14 protein-coding genes and 1 pseudogene are annotated in these 20,056 nt (G+C 58.7%); 9 read left to right on the plus strand and 6 right to left on the minus strand.

Annotated elements, in window-relative coordinates:
• The 4 genes from ACVIIW_RS36030 to ACVIIW_RS36045 form a co-directional block, all read left to right on the plus strand.
• A partial coding sequence (locus tag ACVIIW_RS36030) for a Fic family protein (protein ID WP_456705373.1) occupies positions 1-563 on the plus strand: 563 nt, incomplete at its 5' end.
• Positions 564-1,078: 515 nt separating this feature from the next.
• Positions 1,079-1,636 (plus strand): hypothetical protein, encoded by a 558-nt coding sequence (locus ACVIIW_RS36035; protein WP_456705374.1) that lies wholly within the window; start codon positions 1,079-1,081, stop codon positions 1,634-1,636.
• A 67-nt stretch (positions 1,637-1,703) separates the two neighbouring features.
• Positions 1,704-2,828: a patatin-like phospholipase family protein gene (locus tag ACVIIW_RS36040; RefSeq protein WP_456705375.1), complete on the plus strand. Its 1,125-nt coding sequence runs from the start codon at positions 1,704-1,706 to the stop codon at positions 2,826-2,828.
• Positions 2,829-3,930: 1,102 nt separating this feature from the next.
• A complete protein-coding gene (locus tag ACVIIW_RS36045; RefSeq protein ID WP_456705376.1) occupies positions 3,931-4,497 on the plus strand; it encodes a hypothetical protein in 567 nt (188 codons plus the stop codon).
• Positions 4,498-5,166: 669 nt separating this feature from the next.
• Here ACVIIW_RS36045 and ACVIIW_RS36050 read toward each other — a convergent pair.
• Together ACVIIW_RS36050 and ACVIIW_RS36055 are read right to left on the minus strand one after the other, a co-directional pair.
• Positions 5,167-8,439 carry an adenylate/guanylate cyclase domain-containing protein gene (locus ACVIIW_RS36050; protein ID WP_456705377.1) on the minus strand — a complete coding sequence of 1,091 codons (3,273 nt, stop codon included), beginning with the start codon at positions 8,437-8,439 and terminating at the stop codon, positions 5,167-5,169.
• A gap of 539 nt (positions 8,440-8,978) precedes the next feature.
• On the minus strand, positions 8,979-9,389 hold the full coding sequence (locus ACVIIW_RS36055) for a hypothetical protein (protein ID WP_456705378.1): 411 nt from the start codon (positions 9,387-9,389) through the stop codon (positions 8,979-8,981).
• Here ACVIIW_RS36055 and ACVIIW_RS36060 point away from each other — a divergent pair.
• Both ACVIIW_RS36060 and istB read left to right on the plus strand, forming a co-directional pair.
• A pseudogene (locus ACVIIW_RS36060) lies at positions 9,376-9,675 on the plus strand (Mu transposase domain-containing protein); the annotation flags it as partial. The gene ACVIIW_RS36055 and the pseudogene ACVIIW_RS36060 overlap by 14 nt on opposite strands.
• Entirely contained in the window at positions 9,675-10,535 is an 861-nt protein-coding gene (gene istB / locus ACVIIW_RS36065; protein ID WP_456701697.1) for an IS21-like element helper ATPase IstB, read from the plus strand. The pseudogene ACVIIW_RS36060 and the gene istB, both read left to right, overlap by 1 nt.
• A 1,007-nt stretch (positions 10,536-11,542) precedes the next feature.
• Here istB and ACVIIW_RS36070 read toward each other — a convergent pair.
• The 3 genes from ACVIIW_RS36070 to ACVIIW_RS36080 form a co-directional block, all read right to left on the minus strand.
• Positions 11,543-12,007, minus strand: coding sequence for a lipocalin-like domain-containing protein (locus ACVIIW_RS36070; protein WP_456705379.1), 465 nt, complete (start codon positions 12,005-12,007; stop codon positions 11,543-11,545).
• A 211-nt stretch (positions 12,008-12,218) separates the two neighbouring features.
• On the minus strand, positions 12,219-14,762 hold the full coding sequence (locus tag ACVIIW_RS36075) for an ATP-binding protein (RefSeq protein WP_456705380.1): 2,544 nt from the start codon (positions 14,760-14,762) through the stop codon (positions 12,219-12,221).
• Positions 14,763-15,102: 340 nt separating this feature from the next.
• Positions 15,103-15,240: a hypothetical protein gene (locus ACVIIW_RS36080; protein WP_456705381.1), complete on the minus strand. Its 138-nt coding sequence runs from the start codon at positions 15,238-15,240 to the stop codon at positions 15,103-15,105.
• A gap of 686 nt (positions 15,241-15,926) precedes the next feature.
• Between ACVIIW_RS36080 and ACVIIW_RS36085 the strand changes: the two genes are divergently transcribed.
• The gene (locus tag ACVIIW_RS36085; protein WP_456705382.1) at positions 15,927-16,391 is read left to right on the plus strand and encodes a hypothetical protein; all 465 of its coding nucleotides are present in this window, start codon (positions 15,927-15,929) and stop codon (positions 16,389-16,391) included.
• 646 nt (positions 16,392-17,037) lie between these two features.
• On the opposite strand, the gene ACVIIW_RS36090 is transcribed toward ACVIIW_RS36085, so the two are convergent.
• A complete protein-coding gene (locus ACVIIW_RS36090; protein WP_456705383.1) occupies positions 17,038-18,195 on the minus strand; it encodes a winged helix-turn-helix domain-containing protein in 1,158 nt (385 codons plus the stop codon).
• Positions 18,196-18,359: 164 nt separating this feature from the next.
• On the opposite strand from ACVIIW_RS36090, the gene ACVIIW_RS36095 reads away from it, so the two are divergent.
• Together ACVIIW_RS36095 and ACVIIW_RS36100 are read left to right on the plus strand one after the other, a co-directional pair.
• Complete coding sequence (locus ACVIIW_RS36095) at positions 18,360-18,572, plus strand: DUF1127 domain-containing protein (RefSeq protein WP_456705384.1); 213 nt, start codon at positions 18,360-18,362, stop codon at positions 18,570-18,572.
• Positions 18,573-19,408: 836 nt separating this feature from the next.
• Positions 19,409-19,873, plus strand: coding sequence for a hypothetical protein (locus ACVIIW_RS36100; protein ID WP_456705385.1), 465 nt, complete (start codon positions 19,409-19,411; stop codon positions 19,871-19,873).
• Positions 19,874-20,056 lie beyond the last annotated feature (183 nt).

Raw genomic sequence — 20,056 nt, forward strand, 5'->3', positions numbered from 1 at the left:
TCTGGTTTGTGACCATCCACCCATTCGAGGACGGCAATGGACGTATCGCGCGTGCCATCGCCGACATATCGCTTGCCCGCTCCGAAGGAATACCGCAACGCTTCTACAGCATGTCGGCTCAGATACGGCGCGAGCGCAAGACCTACTACGACTTGCTGGAGACCACGCAGAAAGGCGATCTCAACATCACACCCTGGCTTGAGTGGTTCCTGGGCTGTCTCGACCGCGCCTTCAGTGGCGCCGAGAGTACCCTCGCAGCCGTGCTCGAAAAAGCCGACTTCTGGAAGCGGCACTCCACGGCTCAAGTCAACGAGCGGCAGCGCGATATGCTGAACCGTCTGCTGGACGGGTTCGAAGGCAAACTGACATCGAGCAAATGGGCAACGATTGAAAAGTGCTCGCCCGATACGGCCCTGCGCGACATCCAAGGTCTCGTAAATCAAGGTATCCTCGTGAAGGACGAGGGCGGCGGGAGGAGTACGAGCTATTCCCTCATGCCCCTAAGCGCCGTTGCGCCGGGACGTGCAGCACATCGTCCTACTGGCGACGACGACCCATCATGACCCCTACCCAGCCATAAGCTGGATAGGAAGTGCCTACCTGATCAGGTACCCCTCCCACCGATCAGATGTAGCGCGCTCGCCCGGGTTCTAGGGACAAGTTGTATTTATCTATAAACGCAACTTTAAGGTTTGACAATATAACGGAATTGCATTCAGAGCTGGGAACAGAACCGTCCGTCAGAAAGTGACGTAGTTCTGCATCACGGGCGAGTGCTTCGATCTCGAGAAGTGATTTCTAACAGGGGCCATATTTGTGCGAACAATCCTCGTTCTGTTCGGACTCACCGGCGAACTCTTCGAGACTCTTCACGGTCGTCTCATCGGTTATGAGCGCGACTGCCCGACGAGCCAATCGAAGCTGATGTTCAAGCTGCGCAAGTTCGGAGAGGTGATCGATCAACGCACTTTGTCATTCGGCTTGCAATATTGACCCCGCATTGCCTCACCCAGAATGTTACTGGACAACTTCTCGCCGATGATTGGGTCGGTGCCATCGAAAACGTTCGGTGGCGTCTATGGCGGGAAAGATCAGCATGGGCGCGCGGCGCGAGGTGGTGTCGGCGGTAACGGAGCGTTACCGGTCGGCCGAACGAGCGGAGAAGGGACGGATCCTCGACGAGACGTGCGCGACGACGGGCTGGCATCGCAAACATGCGGTGCGCGCGCTCCGGCGACGCGAGACGGTTCGACCGGGCGAGGTCGAGGCAACAAGAAAGCGAAGACGCAGATATGGCGCGACGATCAAGGACGCGCTGACGGCGCTGTGGGAGGCGTCGGATCGGGTGTGCGGCAAGCGGCTCAAGGTGATGATCCCGACCTTGCTGCCTGCCCTTGAGCAACATGGCCGATTGCAGCTTGGCCAGTCGGACCGTGATCGTGTTCTGGCTATCAGCGCCGCCACCATCGATCGCCTGCTCGTCGATGTGAAGATCGCGGCGATGAAGGTCACTGGTATAGCGAAGGGCGCATTTCGAGGCATCGCCACCAGCCGCGGCGCCGGGATCGCCTGTCGCCTTCCGACTCTGAAAAATATGGGCGAGCGTCGCGTCAGCTGCCGTCTATTTGTGGTATGAACGCTCATGTGACTCACATCGATCGACGTAAGTTTCCGCACCTGCAATCTTTGTTATTGAATGCTTTGTGCATGCGCGCGATCAGGGCGACGGTTCGGCAATGGAAGAAACATCGGAGCACAAGTCGGCGGAAACGCCTGGGGCCCCTGGGAGAGCCGGTCACGAACCGGCATTCTCCAACCTGGTCCGGACCACCAATCTGGCCCTCCAGGGCGGCGGAGCGCATGGTGCGTTTACCTGGGGTGTACTCGACCGATTCCTGGACGAGAAAGACCTAGCGTTCGAGGGGCTCAGTGCAACCAGCGCCGGAGCAATGAACGCGGCGGTCTTTGCCTATGGGCTTGCGATCGGGGGTCGCGAAGGGGCACGCAAAGCGCTTACGGACTATTGGAAGCGCGTCAGCGACGCGGCCAAGTTGGGACCGTTGCAGCCAAGTTTCATCGATCAAATTCTGGGGGATCACAAGCTGGCCTGGTCGCCTGCTTTCTCCCTTATGGGGTTCGTGACGCGCGTCCTATCGCCATATGAGTTCAACCCTTCAGACTATAACCCGCTTCGTGAAGTGGTCGAGCAATCGATCGATTTTGACGTGTTGGGGCGTCCGGACTGTCCGGTCAAGCTCTTCCTCTCTGCGACAAACGTTCGTACCGGCAAGGTAAAGGTCTTCGCCGGAAAGGAAATTTCAATCTCTGCCGTGATGGCTTCAGCATGTCTTCCCACGATGTTTCACGCGGTAGAGATCGACGGCGAAGCTTATTGGGACGGCGGCTATATGGGAAACCCGGCGCTCTTCCCGTTGATCTACAACTGCAACAGTACCGACATTGTCATCGTCCATATCAATCCGCTGATTCGTACTGAGGTGCCGCGCGCCGCTGTCGATATTTTGAACCGCATCAACGAGATCAGCTTCAATTCGTCGCTAATGCGGGAGATGCGGGCGGTCAGTTTCGTCACCAAGCTTGTCACACAAAAACGAGTCGATGGAGGGCTCAAGCGTGTGCTGATCCACAGCATCGCCGACGATGAATTCATGGGTGCACTTAGTCCCACAAGCAAATATAACGCCGATTGGAACTTTCTCATTTTTCTTCGCGACCAGGGGCGAAAATGTGCGGGCGACTGGCTTGCGAAAAACTTCGCCAAACTGGGCGTAGAGTCGACGGTAGACATCGATAAATTCTACCTCTGAATCCGATTATCGACCCCGAGGGGGGTCTCGGTCTACCACGGCCGGGATTGTCAGTATCCCCGAATTGGGAGCGAGAGGCTTCCTTCCAAGAGTAGCGGCCGAGATGACGGCCCCCGTCCTAGCCTATGATCTGACGCCGGTTATGAACATGTCGGATCTCGCCGCACGGCGCGGTAGGAACGATCGCTGCGCCTCGACAGAATGCCCCATGTTGTAGCCGGCGGGGCTAGGACCCCCCCCCGCTCCGATGCAAGAAGAACCCGGCCAACGATGTTGACCGAGTTAGTCATGGGGAGGGACCACTATGTCATCGATGTCCGGCAACTAGACGTATTCTCAGCCGTTCCTTGCGAACTGCTGCTCTCGCTGAGTTCTTGAAGATTTGCTGATGCAGGTTAAGGGCTAAGCTGGCGAGGAACGGTCATTGCGTCAGTGGCTTGGTTCTGTCGAAGACCACGCAACGCACCGCCGACCTGGTGAGCGTTGCAAGGTCGCAACGGCTGCGGTCGCGTTCCCTATGCTGCCCGGAGACAGGCAGATGATTGACGCTTTGATGCACTACCTTGAAAGAGCAGTTGCCTTCGAGCGACTTGCTGCCGGTGAGAACAATAGTGCCTTGAGAGCCGATCTTGAGCGTCAGGCAAGTGCGTACCGACAACTTGCTGCGATGCGGGCGAAAGGCATGGGCCTCCCCGCACCTAGTCAGCCATCCCAGCCGCCACATCCCTGACCGCCATGCGGATCAAGAGACCCATGCCGTCATCGCGTTCTGAGGCTCCTAGCCGTCCCAAACCAGTTCCCCGCACTGGCATTTGTAGACGCGAGCAAAGCGTTTGGTCGTTTGGTCTCCATGTTCCAAGTCTTGTCAGCCTGACTTAGCGGCTGACGACACTTAGGACAGCGATAGAGGGCGGGTGGCGCAGTCCTAAAAAACAATCAACAGGGTCGAACCGTTCCTAGTTCGTGCGACTGCATGAGCCTCGCACGATGGGAGTGCCAGAAGGACCGACCAAAGCGACACGCGGCCGGCAGAAAAGTATCTCCGGGAGAAGAACGAAGGCTGAGGTCCGCTGTTAGACAGCAAACCCTGCGAGGTATGACCATGCGTCGTTCAGATTTCGTCCTTCCGCTGCTCCTGGTTGCGAGCCTGTATCCCATCACTGCATCTGCTCAGCAGAGCGGAAGGGACACAAACCAGTCTCAAACCGAAATCAAAGGGCAGCTTAATCCGCAACCAAACCAAGCTCAAATTCAGAACACTCCGGTCGATACTGATCGGATGCAGCGGCGTTCCGATCAAAATCAAGCTCAGAACAAGCCCGTTCAGCCTGAACGATCACCACAGCAATCAGACCAAGCTCGCGAGCGCGATCGTCAAAGCGCTGAGGACACCCGGATTAATCGGGATTGGACTACGCGGCAGCGCGGCGAGGACCGGATGGACAGTGACCGAATGCGCCAACGCCAGATGGGCCCTATGATGGATCGAGATGAGGACCATCGAACCATTGGGCGCAACTGGCATCGGGACGACGATGACATGGATCGCGGCCGTGGGTATGCGGAGCAGAACGAAGGACGCTACTACTATGAGGTACGTCCCCGTCCTCGCGTGAAGACCTGCGTCGAGTACGAGAACGGGGATGAGTTCTGCCGGTATCGGGATTGACTGGCTGCGACGGCAAGGGACGCTCCACTCCCTACATGCGTCACAGCACTATCGACAGGATCGCGATCAGGCCGACGACGGTCAATCCCCACGTCAAAGTGTGCAACATCCAAGGCTGCATCATAGCGCCCACTCGGTGTCCTGCCGTTGGCAAGCAACACCGATGCGCGTCATTCAATAATTAAGATAGATCAAAAGCCGAAAAGGAGAGCGACGGATGCTGCCACAGTGAAGACACCGGCCCCGACCACCAGAACCTGCAAAGTTAGCTCTCTGCCCATACCCCAAAATATAACTTGGGTTAATGCCGAGAGCATCTGCAAATTATGACAGACGGATAATTTGCGGCCCGGCAAACGCTAATGGCACCCACGAACATAGGGTCAATTGGGAATCGGCAGAGCTGCCGCATGAGCGTGGACCAGCTGCTGTATCTCGTCCTCGAGCATTTCGGCCGCCGGGCCCCGCTGCGGGATAAGTTCGAGATCAACGGAACGCCCTTCTTCGGTGAGGAGAATTGGCGCGCTATGTTGTCGATCAAGTTGTGCTCCATGGGTACTGCTGGAGGGTCTTGGGTGCGAATATTTCTTATCAACTATGGGGATGCACTACAGCAGCGGACATCGGAATGGGCCACTAAGACCTTCCGCTTTGGCCCAAGAGCTGTCGTCAGCAGAGTGGGTCTGCCCGCGTGCGTCCTTCTCGTTGAGAAAGTGTTGCCAGGCTCTCGGCCGCCATCAGTTCGAAGGATTTCGCCATTTGTTGTTTCGCAACGAAGAGTGACCGCTCGAAATGAGCCTGCGCTTGCTGGACGTTCGGCGGTTCGAACGCCAGCGCCACCTCTCCGGCGATGCGATGTGCTTCAGCCTCCTGCCAGCACTCGCCACTTTCGCGGATACTCAGCAACGCGTCTTGACTACAGCGTTGCGCATCACCAAGCCGTCCAACCCGAGCGTATGTCGCTCCCAAAGTGCTGAGATACCACGGCGCATAGGCTGTCGCGCCGGTCGATCGCATGACCGAAATCCCGGCCTCGATCATCTCAGCGGAAGCGCAGTCATGCCCCTCGAGCGCGAGTACTCGGCCGCGCAGCAGCTTTCCGTAAGCGTTCCAGAAGCGTGATCCCTTTCCGTCCGCGAGCTGCATAAGCTCGTCGGCGAACTCGGCCGCGGAGTCTAGCTTGCCCATGTAGATCAACGTGAGCGACACATGCGCGAGCGCATACATCAGCGTGGCAGCGTGACCAAACTCGCGCGCTTCGCGGATCGCGCGCTCCACATCGGCCGTCACGACATCGGTGCGACCCAATGCCCATTGTGAAAAGGCGCGCCACGCCAAGGCGGAGACGAGAATATCGTGGCCAAACCGCATCGCCAGCGGGCGGTGTTCGGCTTGATGATACAGCGCCACGGCGCGATCGAGCTCGTGCGCGCCGGCCGTCAGGTCCCCGGCGAGCACAAGGGAAATTCCCATCAAGAGGTGCCCGATCATCATTGGTGTACCTGCCTGACGCTCGTCGGCGAGGGCCTGGAATTGGGCGGCCAGCTCCCGCGTCACATCGGCGTGGAACGACATACGGCTCGCCACCCAGAAGCCATAGAGTACCGAAAAGAGCATGATGGGATCGTCCGTCGTATCCCCAAGCTTCTCCGCGTGTTCGATCAAGGCGCGCGCGTGATTGAAGGCCGCTCTTGTCTCGGGGGCAGCGTGCCCTTTGGTGTGGATCAGGGCGTTGGCGAGCTCGATCTGTAACGCGATTCGCTCATGGCGCAACGAAGCAGTCTCGGGCGACGCGGCGATCAGGTCGAGGGCGCGGGCGAGCTGTTCCGCCGCTTCGACGAGCGCCGATCGGGAAAGCGAGCGCTTTCCGGCCTTGCTCCACAGGTGTGCGGCCTTTTCGAGGAGGCCGGCTTCCGTGCAATGCCGGGCCAGCACTTCCGGCTGGCTCTCGGCGATGTCGCCGAAATCGGTTTCTATGGTCTCGGCGATTACAAGATGGAGCTCGCGGCGCTTCTCACGCAGGAGCGTGCCGTAGGCAGCCTCCTGGATCAGCGCGTGATTGAAGACATAGTTCAAATCTTGTGGCTCGCCCTGGCGAAACAGCAACCCCGCATCGACGAGACGGTCGAGTCCGCGGTTCAGCTCGGACTCCGCTAGTGGCACGATGGCGGCGAGCAGCGCATGGCTGAAGTCGCGACCGATTGCGGCCGCCATCTGTGCAACCTCCTTGGCGGGACCGAGCCGGTCCAAGCGGGCCATCAGGGACGCGTGAAGGGTGGCCGGCACCGGGCTTGCAGCGGCAGGGATTGCTCCGAGGAAATGCGTTTCGGAGCCTGCCTCCAGCACAGCCTTGGTCATCTCCTGGACAAACAGGGGTATTCCGTCGGCGCGATCGATGATCTCCTTGCGCATGTGTGCCGGAACGGGGTGCTCTCCGATCACCTCATCGAGGAGAGCTTCGGTTTCGCGCGCACCAAGGCGGGCGATCATCATTGCCGTGATATGAGGCCGATCGGCCCAGGGCAGTACAAACTCGGGCCGGAACGTCGCAACCATCAGCACGGGCAGTGTGGCAATCGCCTCGATGAGCTGGCCAAGCAGTTCGAGGCTGGTCGGATCGATCCAATGCAGGTCCTCGAATATCATGAGAACAGGATTGGAGCGAGCCTGGCTCTCGATGTCCAGCACGATCGCTTCGAGCATTCGTTGGCGGCGCTGCGCCGGCGTCAGGTCGTCGGTTGAATACCGGCCGTCATTGGCGAGTTGGAGCAGGTCGGCAAGCGCTGCCCTGTGTGCGATAGGTGTGGATGAACCGCCGAGCGTCGTGTCAAACTTGTCAAGCCTCGTTTTCGGATCATCCTCGCGCGTAAAATTCGCGCGCCGTTCCATCTGCTTGGCGATCGGATAAAGCGCCGAATTGGTGTGCTGCGGAGAGCAGTAGTAACGCAGCTGCGTCGGCGCATCCGCGGCCACCCGCTCCAGAATGGCAGCCACCAGGCGCGATTTGCCGATGCCCGCCTCTCCGGCAATGAGAACGACTTGCCCGTCGTTCGTTCGAGCTTTGGACCAGCTCTGCTCCAGCACGGCACATTCGCCCTCGCGTCCGACGAGGCCTCCCAATCCGCGACGATAAAGGGCTTCGAATCGGCCATCGATGGCGTTGGCGCCTTGGACGGCCCAGGCCTGAACCGGTCCAGTGAGGCCCTTGAGCTGTTGTGGCCCAAGACTCGTCAGCACAAATAGATCGCCGAGCAGCCGTCGCGTTGCGTCCGCGATCACGACCATTCCGGGCCCTGCGACGGCCTGCAGACGGGCCGCCAGGTTCGGCGTTTCGCCGACAACGCCGCGTTCCTGCGCCTCTCCAGAGCCGACGATGTCTCCGACAACGACCAGTCCCGTTGCAATCCCGACACGCACTTCCAATCGGCCGGGGGCCGCCGTTTCGAGTTTTCCGACTGCAGCAACGAGCCCCAGCGCTGCCTGCACAGCGTGCTCCGCATCGTGCTCGTGGGCCCGCGGGTAGCCGAAATACACCAGCACGCCGTCGCCCATATATTTTGCAACGAAGCCGCCGTTCTGTTCGACAACTCCTGCGCAGGTCCGATGGTACGCACCGATAATCTTCCGCAAGTCCTCTGGATCGAGCTGCGTTGATAGGGCCGTGGAGCCGACGAGATCGCAGAACATGACTGTCAACTGGCGCCGTTCGGCCGCATCTGGGACCGATTCGGGAGACGTCGCGGAGCGTGCGATGTTGTCGGAGGCGTGCAACTCACGAATTGCACGCATGAGCTTCTTGCGATCGCCGAGGACGATTCCCAGTTCCCGGAGGTCTTGGTCGTTAAGTTCACCCAGGACGGTGGTATCGATCCGATTTTCGAGGAACAGCTGGGCATAGCCAGACATGCCTAGTTTCTCGAGCCACTGTTCGATCTGCTGCATTTCGATCCTCAATCGCGCGGCAATCTGGCGTAGGGTTGTCGCAGGATCAAGCCGGAAATCTTCCAGAACTAGCATCGACCTACTGGATTTCCTTGGGGCGATGACGGCCCTATTGCCTCAAAAAGCAGTCGGTTAACGAATTCACCTACCAAGTCCGCCTCGGCCTTAGATCCGGACGTGGTTTAGGTCATCTCTCCGGAGGTCAAGCCTCCACATGATTTTCTTATCAGTCGGTGAGCTTCCTCCGTTTGCGACCAAACCTTATAAGCTCGCAGATTGCCGCCATTTGCCCATTTCTCGAAAGCTTGTCAGTGGAGGACTGACTCCATTTGGGACCAAAACCTTATCATTCCAGCTACTTCACTCGGCGCCATCTGACGTTTTCGAATGTTCGCCGAAGGTGAAGGCAATCCCGCGAGGCGACTTCTGCGGGTCAACCAGGAAGATAAGAGGCAAACGTTACCGCCCACTGGTCCATATCGTTGCGCGCATGAGCTTCCAAGATGGAGTGATATTGAAGTCGCTCACAATCGCGAACTTCACATCGTAAGAGAAAGAATGCCTCCAGACCCCAGCGCTGGACCTTTCCCGTTCGGGTTGCTTCTTGAGGACTTCAGATAGGCGCTAGTCTCCGTGGCGGCGGCGGCAATCTCAAGGGTGCGATAGGCGGCGAAGATGGATCCATTGTCGGTCAGCCATTGCACCTTGCGCGGAGCGCGGATGTCGGCGAACCGCTGTTCGACACAGTGGACCATCATGTCCCGGATCATCTCGCCGGAGATCCCAGCCGTTGTGGCCACCCAGCTGATGACCTCGCGGTCGTGGGTGGCGACCACCGGATCAGCGAACACCGTACCCCATTCGGCAACGCTGCGGTTCGAGGTAATCAGCAGTGCTGCTCGGCCCTCCAGGCGTAGGTAAGACGCACTTGTCGGCGTCGAGATCGACACGAACAGCTACTCAGTGCCGTGGCGCCTGATTGGCGAGCGCGTGGCGGTAACGATCGCGGCCGGGGAAGTGCGGATCCGCCATGGATTGCACCAAGTTGCGATCCACAAGCAATCGGATGGACGCCGGCTGCGGATCATCGACACCGCTCATCTCGATGGTGTTGCTGGTCGCAATGGCGCGGTCCGCCGGGCTGAGATCGCGGCGGCGGTGCTGGCGCCGTCCTCACCCCCGTCGTTGTTGCGCCCTCTTGCCGAATACGAAGCCGTGGTCGGAGGAAGCTTCTGATGGCACGGGCAAAGAAGATAATGGAAGCAACGGCCGATCCGCTCGATGCCATGCTGGCGCGACTGCAGCTCTCGGGTATCCGCGATCAGCTCGACACCCTGCTCGACGAGGCGGCGCGCGCGAACCTGTCGGCGCGTGAGACGCTGATCCTGCTGTGCGAGCGCGAGATCGCACGCAAGGACCATCGCCGCATAGAGATGGCGCTGAAGCTCGCACACTTCCCGGCGGTGAAGGAGCTTGCTGGCTTCGACTTCGAGGCGCAGCCGTCAATCGATCCAAAGCAGATCCGTGATCTTGCCGCATCACGTTGGATAGCCAACGGAGAAAACGTGCTGCTGCTCGGGCCGCCAGGCGTAGGTAAGACGCACTTGTCGATCGCGCTCGGGCGAGAGGCGATCCTGGCCGGATACACGGTGCAGTTCACCACGGCGACGACGCTGGTCGCTGGCCTTGCCAAGGCGCACGGCGAGCGACGCCTGGACGAGAAACTTCTCGCGCTGTCGAAGCCAAAGCTGCTCATCGTCGACGAACTCGGCTACTTGCCTCTTGAACCTGACGCGGCCCATCTGTTCTTCCAACTGGTCAGCCGGCGATACGAAACTGGCGCGATGCTGATCACGTCGAACCGCAGCGTTGCCGAATGGGGTACGGTGTTCGCCGATCCCGTGGTCGCCACCGCGATCCTTGACCGGCTCCTGCATCACAGCCACGTGCTGACCATCCGCGGCGACAGCTACCGACTTCGCGCCAAGCGCAAAAGCGGCCTCATCAAGACGCCGACCGCCGGTGACGGCCCTCCGGTCGGCTCCGCCTCCCTCCGGCCCGTCACCGGCGGAAACAACCTTCAACCGAGATCATAATCCGATGGTGGGGGCAGTTCTTCGTGACGCAAAGGGGGCAGTTCCGGAAGGCGTTTGACAGAATTTGCAATCGGCTGCCAACTATCTTTTGGCGAAAGACATACCCACTCACGACCGGGCCGCATTGAGTGGCCGCATCTCCCTCGCGTAATATGTAATTGCCGTCAGCGAACTGCTTCAACTTAATGGGTAGTCCAACAGTTGATCGCGCTCGATTGGGGACAAGCCATTAACAGCCTGCAAGCGGCCGATCAGCCTTCCGAGTGACATCTTGTAGCCCTACCTGAAGTTCAGGGGATTACCGTCTTGCTCCGCTAAAGCAAGGAAGCACTAGCAGCCGCGTGACTCCAATTGCGCCCAAAATTGTTCCGACCTGGAGGCATTGCCGGGATCGCCTGGGCGGTTCTCAACAAGGGACGCGCCTTCGAGTGCGTCAAGACTGAGGAGACGGCGTCCTGATGGCCCGACCCTCGCGCCGTGCTCGGGGCCCTCAAGGCGCAGCCTGGCAGCGTAGAGCAAGACGTCAGGACACCACGACGGCCGGCCTTGACGGCCTCTTGCGCGCGGCGCGTCTGCGCGCGCAGGCCCGGACGAAGGAACGACCGCCAGACACGAACAAAGGAGCAGCGCGAAGTGAGCAGCTATCGAGATGACGTAACCAACATCCCTCACCCGTCGAGGTCTGCGAGAGGATGACACGACGATGGAAGATCGGTCTTCCCGGCGCATGCGAACACTGGTGACCGAATGGCCCGTTCGAGGCCTGTCCGCCAATCAGCTCGAATGCGCCCTGATATCCATGATGGCCCGGGGCGTAGCTCGCTCCAATCAGAGGCGGGATACATTGATGCAAGACCGCCATCTGACAGGTTGACGAAATCTCTTGCAACGCGGGGCCGGACCAGTTGGGTCAAAACCGACGATCGAGGCTCCTGCGAGCCTCTCCGGTTTCCCCGACGGCCCGCCCCGGGCCAATCGCGGACCTTGTGTTGAGTTGAAGAGAAGACCTAGCGTGCACGCTTTGCCCGCTCGAAGATCGTTGTCGCCACCCCACCGCCCGATGAGTGCGGGTCTGTGAAGTGCAGCTCATCACCCCTGATAACAAACGAACGTTTCGTGTTCTTGCCGTCCCAGTTGGGAAATGTCGCACGCTCGACTTGAAACGTGAAGCTCTTGTCCACCTCGTCCACGACGTAAGTGCCGCAATGGGCGAAGCTTCCCGAAACAACAGCATTGCTTTCATCTGCCGTCGGGCTGGAACGGCTGTCCGACGCAAAATTCGGGAGGCCACTGGAAATAAAGATGATTGAATATCGCCCGATCGGATCGAACACCAGATGCCCCTTAGCGTTTGGGCCATAAGTATCCAATCTTTCGCCGTCCCGCTTGGTTACGACGGAAACGAGCGTCCACGTGCCTTCCAAATCCTTCGGATCGTGGCTAACTAAAGGGGTGGGTTCCGAATTGCGCATGGGCAATCCTCCTTCCTTGTTCTGGAAAAGCATTCCAGTCAGGCACGATTTTGATTTAAGGGAACGCCTTGCGGCAGCAAAGGCACCGACAATCTAAGGCATCAAATAGATCGAAAGTTGAACTAGCGCATAGGCCGGTCAAAGCGGGCTGATGTCCGAAGTAGGTCAATCGCGGCGGTTGGCCCGATCGACGCCGCGTATGCTTTACCACTCATCGTCGACATCGATGCACCGCGCCCAATTTGTCATGGGCAGACATAGTGCGTGCCTCCGAGAACCTTCCGATTGCTTTCGTAGTTCCGGACGGGATTTGCGTCATATGGTGCAGAAGCTCGGCAGCCTGAAACGGCTTGATCAGCACCGAAATATCCTGTGCGATTATCGCCTCGACGGTCTCCGACCTCATGTCGCCCGTCATGATAATGGCTGGAACGTTCCAGCCGAGCGCGGCCCGCAGCGCCCCGATGCTCTCGACGCCGTCGATCGAGCCACGCAAATTGTAGTCGGACAGCACCAGATCCGGGCGGACGCTCTCGCTGTTCACGAGCGTCAGCGCTTCATCCCCCGTCGCCGTGACGACCGCCTCGATCCCCTTGGCTTTCAGGAATCTGGCGACCGCCGTTCGCACCGACGTCTCATCCTCGATGATGAGGACCTCACGTGCCGGCAGCAAATCAACTTCATTTGCCGCACTCCGCGGCACCTCGGGTACATCGCTGCGCGCTTGCACACGCGGGACTTCGATGGAGAAGCGCGTACCCTTGCCGACTGTGGAGCTCACATGGATTCGATGGTCCAGCAAAGTCGCCAGTCTCCTGACGATCGCAAGACCCAGTCCGAAACCGCCACGCTGCAGGCCCTCCGCACCCTGATAATATTCCGCAAAGATGTCTGGCAGTTGATCAGGCCCGATTCCGACGCCACTGTCCCAGACTTCAATGCGAATATTATCGCCGCTGCGGCGGCACCCCAGCAGGATCCTGCCTGCATCGGTATACCGGGTCGCGTTCGACAGCAGGTTGCGCAGCATTTCCTCGAGCATGCGTTTGTCGCTGCGGACCATCGCTCCAGAACGCACCAGGCACCATCGCAGACCTTTTTCCTCGACCGAGCGGGCAAAGTCGACGGCAATCGAATCGAATATGTCGTTGAGCGTAAACTCGCTCAGCGATGGCCGCACGCTGCCGGATTCGAGCTGATTGACGTCGAGCAAACTCGACAGCATGCTGGACATGGTGTCGAGCGAACGGCCCATATCGGTGACGAGCTTGCGCCCTTCGCCATTGGAATGATGCTGCTCGAGCAAGCCTTGCAGGAATCTAAGGGTTTGCAGCGGCTGCCGCAAATCGTGGCTTGCCGCAGCGAGAAAGCTGGACTTGGCGCGGTCGGCCAACTCCGCCGATTTACGCGCGAACGAAATCTCCTGCTCGGATCGTTTACGAGCGGTAATATCAGCCGCGAGACCATGAATGTGCGCAAGCTTTCCGGCTGCATTGAATTGGGCGACGGCAATTTGCTCTAGCCACACTTCGCCGGCGCCGTCGGGACGCCGATAACGGAACGTCACCGCAAGCGATGGCGCATCGGGACGCGCGCCATCCGCGCATTCGATCATCCTCGGACGATCATCGGGATGGATCTGTTCGAGCCAGACTGAGCTATCGAGGGACTGCCTCGATAGAACACCGAGAATTTGTTCGGCATTCGAGCTGTACCGAACCTCGCCTGCGGCTACGTTCCAGTCGAATGTCATGACTCCGCCGGCGCGAAGCGCTTCCTGCAGCCGAAGCTCTCGTTCCAGAATGCTGGTCTCGTGAAGCCGCCGTTCGCTGAAGAGCGCCGCCAAAACCAGCGCGCCGAACGACGCTGCCAGAATCGTCGCCTGGGCGGACAGGATGCGTTCTTCGACCGGCAAACGCGGATCGCCAAACACACCGACCGCAAAGGTCGTTGTCCAGACGATCGTGATCGCACACATGAACGTTGCCGCAGCGGTGAAGGCGGGCCGAAGGCGAGCCGCGATCCAGACAACAAGCGGGCTGAGGGTGGCAATTGCCAGCTCAAACGTCCACGGCTGGTTCGGCAGAAAGACCATGCCCGCGCACAACATCGCGGCCAATGTCAATGCCACGCCTCCTTCCGTGACTTCGCGGCGCGGTGGAAAGTCGCGTATCAGCGACGCGACCCCGATCGCAAGTGGTGCAACGGTCACGGCGCCCAGCGCGTCGGACGTAAACCAGTGAAGCCAGATGGTCGGGATCGATGCGTTCGAGGTGTGAAACAGCACAAAGCCGAGCGTGCCGACGAACCCGGAGAGCGCCGTTGCGGCGATCGTGGCCGCGAACAATCCAATAACGCGCTGCAGCCGATCGAGCTCGAATCGCGAGCCGTGGAAGTGCTCGACGAGGGCGGCGATAATGACGGCCTCTATGGCGTTCGCGAATGCGAAGAAGATGGAGCTCGACAAATTGCGATCGCCCGACAGATTAGCGACGAGCGTCGCCGCCACCACGCCGATGACAACCGGCCACCGCGCGGCCGAACCCGCCCCGATCAGGATACCGGAAGCAACCCCTGCGGCCGGCCAGAACACGGCAACGCCGTCAGGTTCGGCGAGCAGGAAGAGGCTCAGGCGCGCAGCAAGAAAATAGGCAGCAGCCACGACAAAGATGACAGCCACGTAGACTGCCCATGCCGGCTGCTTGCCCGGCGGCCATACTGGCTCAACCAACAACGCCACGCTCGATCCGCCCATCGCCGAGGATGGGCAATCCTACCAACCAGGTCGCGCCGGTGGCAACCGAGCCATGTGCGACGTCGGCTCGCCGCACTGCAAAAGACAGACGTGGCGCGCGTGATCCTATGGGGGCAAAACCCGCACTCACCGGGCGACCTAAGCTCGTCCACTATGTCCTGAAAACCGGAAGTCGGCGTAACAGCGAACAACCAACTCACGGCGGAGAGACAGACATTTAGACGGTCGCAGCAAACCAGTCCCATCGCCCGGCCTTGCCCTTAAACTCTTGAGAACTGTGATATCGTTCATCCGAGATCGTTCACTGCTCGTCTGGCGGGATCTCGCCGCCTTAAATCATTCAAACGCGCTCTTCGGAAAGTAAGTGATAGCGGAAAGCAAGATCTGCGTAGCGCCGTTTGAGGGAATGCTGCTGCGCTTCGTGCACCAGACGCACGAACTCAGCAGCGCGATTGTGGGACTCAGTAACACTTTTCATGACCAGCCCTCCGAACGAACGGCATTTATGTCGACGTCACCCGCGAGGCCAGACTGGATCTTCAGGTTGATTATCCATGCGGGCTCAAATTGGAGCTGTTGGGCCAGCCTCGTCCCGCCATGCTCGCTCGCCGCAAGCGCACGAGAAGAGTCGAACGGAGCGGCCGTTGGTCGGGTCAAGCAGATGTTGCACCAACCAGGCTCAGAGCGGAGCCGCATCTGGAGCAGAGTGGTTGCCGATCCTTATCTGCGGAGACGTTTGCTGACATGCGACGCTAGTAGCATACCGGAGTGGCGAGGGAGCCCTCCGGGCGAGTACGGCGTTACCGCTCTTGAGCCTAGCCGTTCGTTCCTCTCGGCGCAGTTGCTTACCGTGCTGGCTAGTTTGCATCGACGAGATTTTGCCGATGTCGGCAATGGGTCAATCAAAATGCGAAGAACTCTGGTTGAGCAGATCTGGTCCGTTCTGCCGCAATAAGCGGACCTCCGTCCCGCGCGGGGCACTTCGCTGATGGGCCAATGCACAAGTCGCTGCGCTCCAGCCCGCTGCGCGGGAGCAAGAGCCGACAGGGCTGTAGCCGATGGAGAGGACAGCGATGCCGCGGCGGCAGGTCAACACGATTAACGGGCGGGATCAAGCGCGGTCCAGCACCCCGGTGTGGCAGCCACACCGGCCCACTATATGGAATGACAAAAATTGCCTTGACGAAAGCGCCAACCAGTTTGCTTGAATGTGCGGTCGATATCCCTGCTCGCAAGAAATTGATTCAAACCATGCCACTGGATATTGATCGACCGATTAATCGCGCAGTGGTTCTCGGATGCGCCATTTCTGCCACGCGCAACTATTTGAAATTACACAGGTCGCAAACATTAAAAATACTCTTTTGCAACACTCGTGCCGAAACGCGGAAGTTGTGGAAGCGTTCTGCCTGGTTGCCGCCTCTCGAAGCAATGCCCGTCGATCGATTCACCGGCTGCCCGTTGCTGCACTTCACCCACCTGCCGAGATACCCACTGCACTCTCCTCGGTTCCCTGGCATGCAGAGATACACGCCACCTCGTGCTCGCGTCGCGCTTGCCATCGAACGCGGCACCCGACATGCGATCCTCACAGCGCTCGCTGCTGCGCCGGCGCCCTACCTCCCGTGACTTCGTGCCTTGGCGCTTTTTGGACGCCGGCCAGTGGAGCCCTGAGGAGCCTCCTCGTTGCCGGCCTCCAAAAACCTGCACATTTCCGGATTCATGCATTGCAGCAAAGGCGAACTCTATTCGACAACCCCGTCGTGAGTGCCGTAAGCATGCGGCGTAGGCCGCGGGCGGGACGATCGGGCGGCGGCATAACTACTGCTTGTCCCGACGCTGGCCTATGAACTTTAGCCCTCCGGCACCCCGGCCATTCGCATGCCCTGACAAAGGCGCTCAAGCGTGGAAATGTAGGTCGTGTTGTCGCTTACTCTGTGGGCGAGCACGCGACGGATGGTAAATTCGGGGCTGAGCGCAAGTCCGGCCCGTACAGCCGCTCGCGCCTCATCTACAGCGCCGAGTGCGCTTAGAGCACCCGCTAACATAAAATGGGCGAGAGGAAAGTTACGGTTAGTATCAATGCTTCGCCGAAACCAATCGACGGCTTCGGCATCCGCGCCCAATTGTATCTTGGCCCGGCCTATAGAGTACATCCAGTAATGGGCATTCTTATCGCGAGGGGAGAGCCGAAAAGCTTCAAGTACATGGGCTTCGGTCTCGGCAGCTCGACCCAAAAAATATTTGCCCGAACCAATAGAGTTATATGCGCCGGCTAAATTGCGGTTAAGCGCCAATGCCTGCTACCGATTCCTTCAGCGGCGCGTTTTGTAAAAATGTAGGCGCCGCCCAATATCCAGTGTGCCACCGCATAGTTTGGGACCAGTGAAAGCGCCTTAATCGCATTTGTTTCAGCTTCTGAATAGCGCGAGGCGCGGTCGTCGGTGAGTAAGCTGCTAGCCATACCCAGATCGACGGATGCCATTCCCGCAAGCGCCACGAAATTTCGGTTATTGATGCTCAAGGCACGTTCAAAAAAGGCGCGCGCTCGGGTGAAGTCGTCGGACGTGAATGCCTTGTTCAAGCAAGCCAAGCCTTGAAAGTTGAGGTCCATTGCATCGGGATGAAGCGAGCCCTCCGCCCTCCGTGCCTCGACCTCAACTAGCTGGGTATTCAGTGTGTTAGCGAGCCGCGATACGATCTCGTCCTGCATTTCGAACAGGTCGGCAATGGGCTTGTCAAAACGCTCGGCCCAGAGGTGATTGCCCGTTTCCGCATCAACCAACTGCACATTCACCCGGATGCGGTTGCCACCACGCTGCACCGAGCCCTCAAGCACATAGCGGATGTTCAGCTCACGTCCTACCTGCCTTAGATCAACCGCTTCGCGCTTGTAGGTAAACGCTGTGTGTCGACCGATGACAAACGAGCCGCTGATCCGTGACAAATCCGTGATTAGGCTCTCAGTTACGCCATCGACGAAATATTCTTGTTCGGGGTCGCCACCGATATTCGCAAACGGCAAAACGATAATTGACAGACGTGGCGGGCCTTCCGGACGGGCGAGATTGCTTTGGCTCTGCTGGTCCTGAATAGTGGCTACCGAACTAGCAGGTGATTTCTCTGTTTCCCGCACCGCACCTACGAAGCGGAAACCCTTGCGCGGCAGCGTTTTGATCAGGCGCTGTTCTTCGCCGGAATCCCCGATTGCGCCCCGGACGGCATTCAGGCGGGTTGTCAGCGCCGCGTCCGATACGCTGCGCTCATTCCAAACGGCTTTGATGAGGTCGTCCTTGCTGACAACCCGCTCCCTGTTGCGGATCAGGTAATCGAGCAGATCGAACACCTGTGGCGCGATGGCGACGACATCGCTTCTGCGGTGCAGTTCGCGACGGACCGTGTCAAATGTGTAGTCCTCGAAGATATAGCGCAAAGCACCATTCTCCCTGGCATCTTTCGGATATTGAAAAGCGCTCCTGATGTGGATTGGACCACAAAGAATAAGCGTGTGGTAAGGGAAATGTAAGCCATTCATTAAGCGCGCCGACCCGTTTTTCGGCAGACTTCGGTCGAAAGCGGATTTGAAGAGGTGCAGCTATGAAGACGATCGAGTCGGGACAGACCATCGCTTCGACACAGCATGTCTTCCGCGTCTTCGAAGCATATTGGTTTGCGTTTCAGGCGTGGCGGGAACGAGAGAAGGCGCGAGCCCAGTTGTACGCTCTAAGTGATAGTGACCTGAGGGATATGGGCATTACCCGGGGCGAGATCTACAATGTCACCGCGAACTATAGCGAACCGGGGCGTTGATACAGGTTACTGGGCCGCCGGTTGGCATAGCGAACGAAGTGAAGGACTTCGATAGATCCTTCGTTGGTGCGTGCCAGAGCTCCGGCCCGAATGCCTCTTCTCGGCCGTTCTCTTGAAAAAGGGCGGCAGTATTTCATTGTAATAGCTTCGTCGCGAGGAGGCCGAACTGCTCTATCGCCCTATGCGAACCTCGGGGCGGGCATCGGGATGAGCTTGATCATCTTTCGAAGGTTCTGGGCGGATGCCCGACCGTGGCTTGCGACCGTAGCTTTTGGCGCTACATGCGAAATGCCCCGTAGTTTTAGCGGGGTTTGGAGGAGCGGATATCCTCTGATATCGTTGTTGAAAAAATCATTAGCGGCAGGCGCCTAACCTACGCTCGGAGAAATGTCTCTCTTCGCTGCTGCCAGGCGAGCAGAACAACTTGACGCATTTTTCAGGGCAGGCTTCGCCCGAGGCTGACATCACGTCGCTTATTGCTCAGTCGCAACGTTGAGATGCAAATTGCGGGCTACTGCTCACAGAGGGTAATCGCGCTGCAATGCGGTTTCCAGTGGCAGGCCGGACTCCCGCGCCCGCTTGGTCTGCGGTTGTGGCCGAAGCTGATGTTAGTCGCGCATTTTCGCAGACGGACGGCCGGCGACCTCGTTCCGAATGTGGAACGAGGAAAAGCCTTTTCGGCGGATATTGACCGCAACGATCTAATCAAATTATGCTCTGGAGAGTATTAGATTCTAATGTTTTATCACTAGATCGCCCCCCACGGTGACAGGCCCTTATGCCTGTCGTGCCCACCACACAATTTCAACTCGCTCCATGTCTGCAAGGAATTCTTCATGCTGAGCAAGCTCAACTATTACGTCGCGAAGAAAATCAGGACCCCTCAAAATCTGGCGATCTTAGTACTGTTAGTCATGTCATCGACAGCATGTTGCTGGGATGTAGCCCGTGCTCAGGACTCATCGTCCCGCTACGGGATGGGTGGTCGTATCAGGGATTTTAAGGAATATCGTCAGCAAGCGTCGCAGACGGGTCAGCCCTTCCGAATTGAAGGTCATTGTCAGTCGGCTTGTACAATGTTCCTGCGGCTCAGAAATGCGTGCGTCGATCCGAATGCGGAGCTTTTATTTCATGCGGGAAGCGATCAAAAGGCAACCCAGAGCATGCTGAATTCCTATAATGGAGCATTGCGCAGCTATCTTCTAGCCAATCACATCATGGACACTACCTCATTCACGACAATCTCCGGCCGTGACATAATTCATCGATTTGGCTATCGGGCGTGCTCACCGAAGACGTAAGTTCAAGGCTTCTCTGGCTGCGAACTCTGCCTATTCGTAAGAATGATCTTCGTCGTGCCTGTCCAAAATTGGCGCTTGAAAGCACTTCTGTCATAGGCGTGTCCGAGCCGATCTAACCCGTCAACCTCGATGTCCGCGAAACGACTTGTTCTGTGCGGATGGCGCAGTTGGCTGCGAGGTGGG

The organism is Bradyrhizobium sp. USDA 4449 (genome assembly GCF_054056275.1).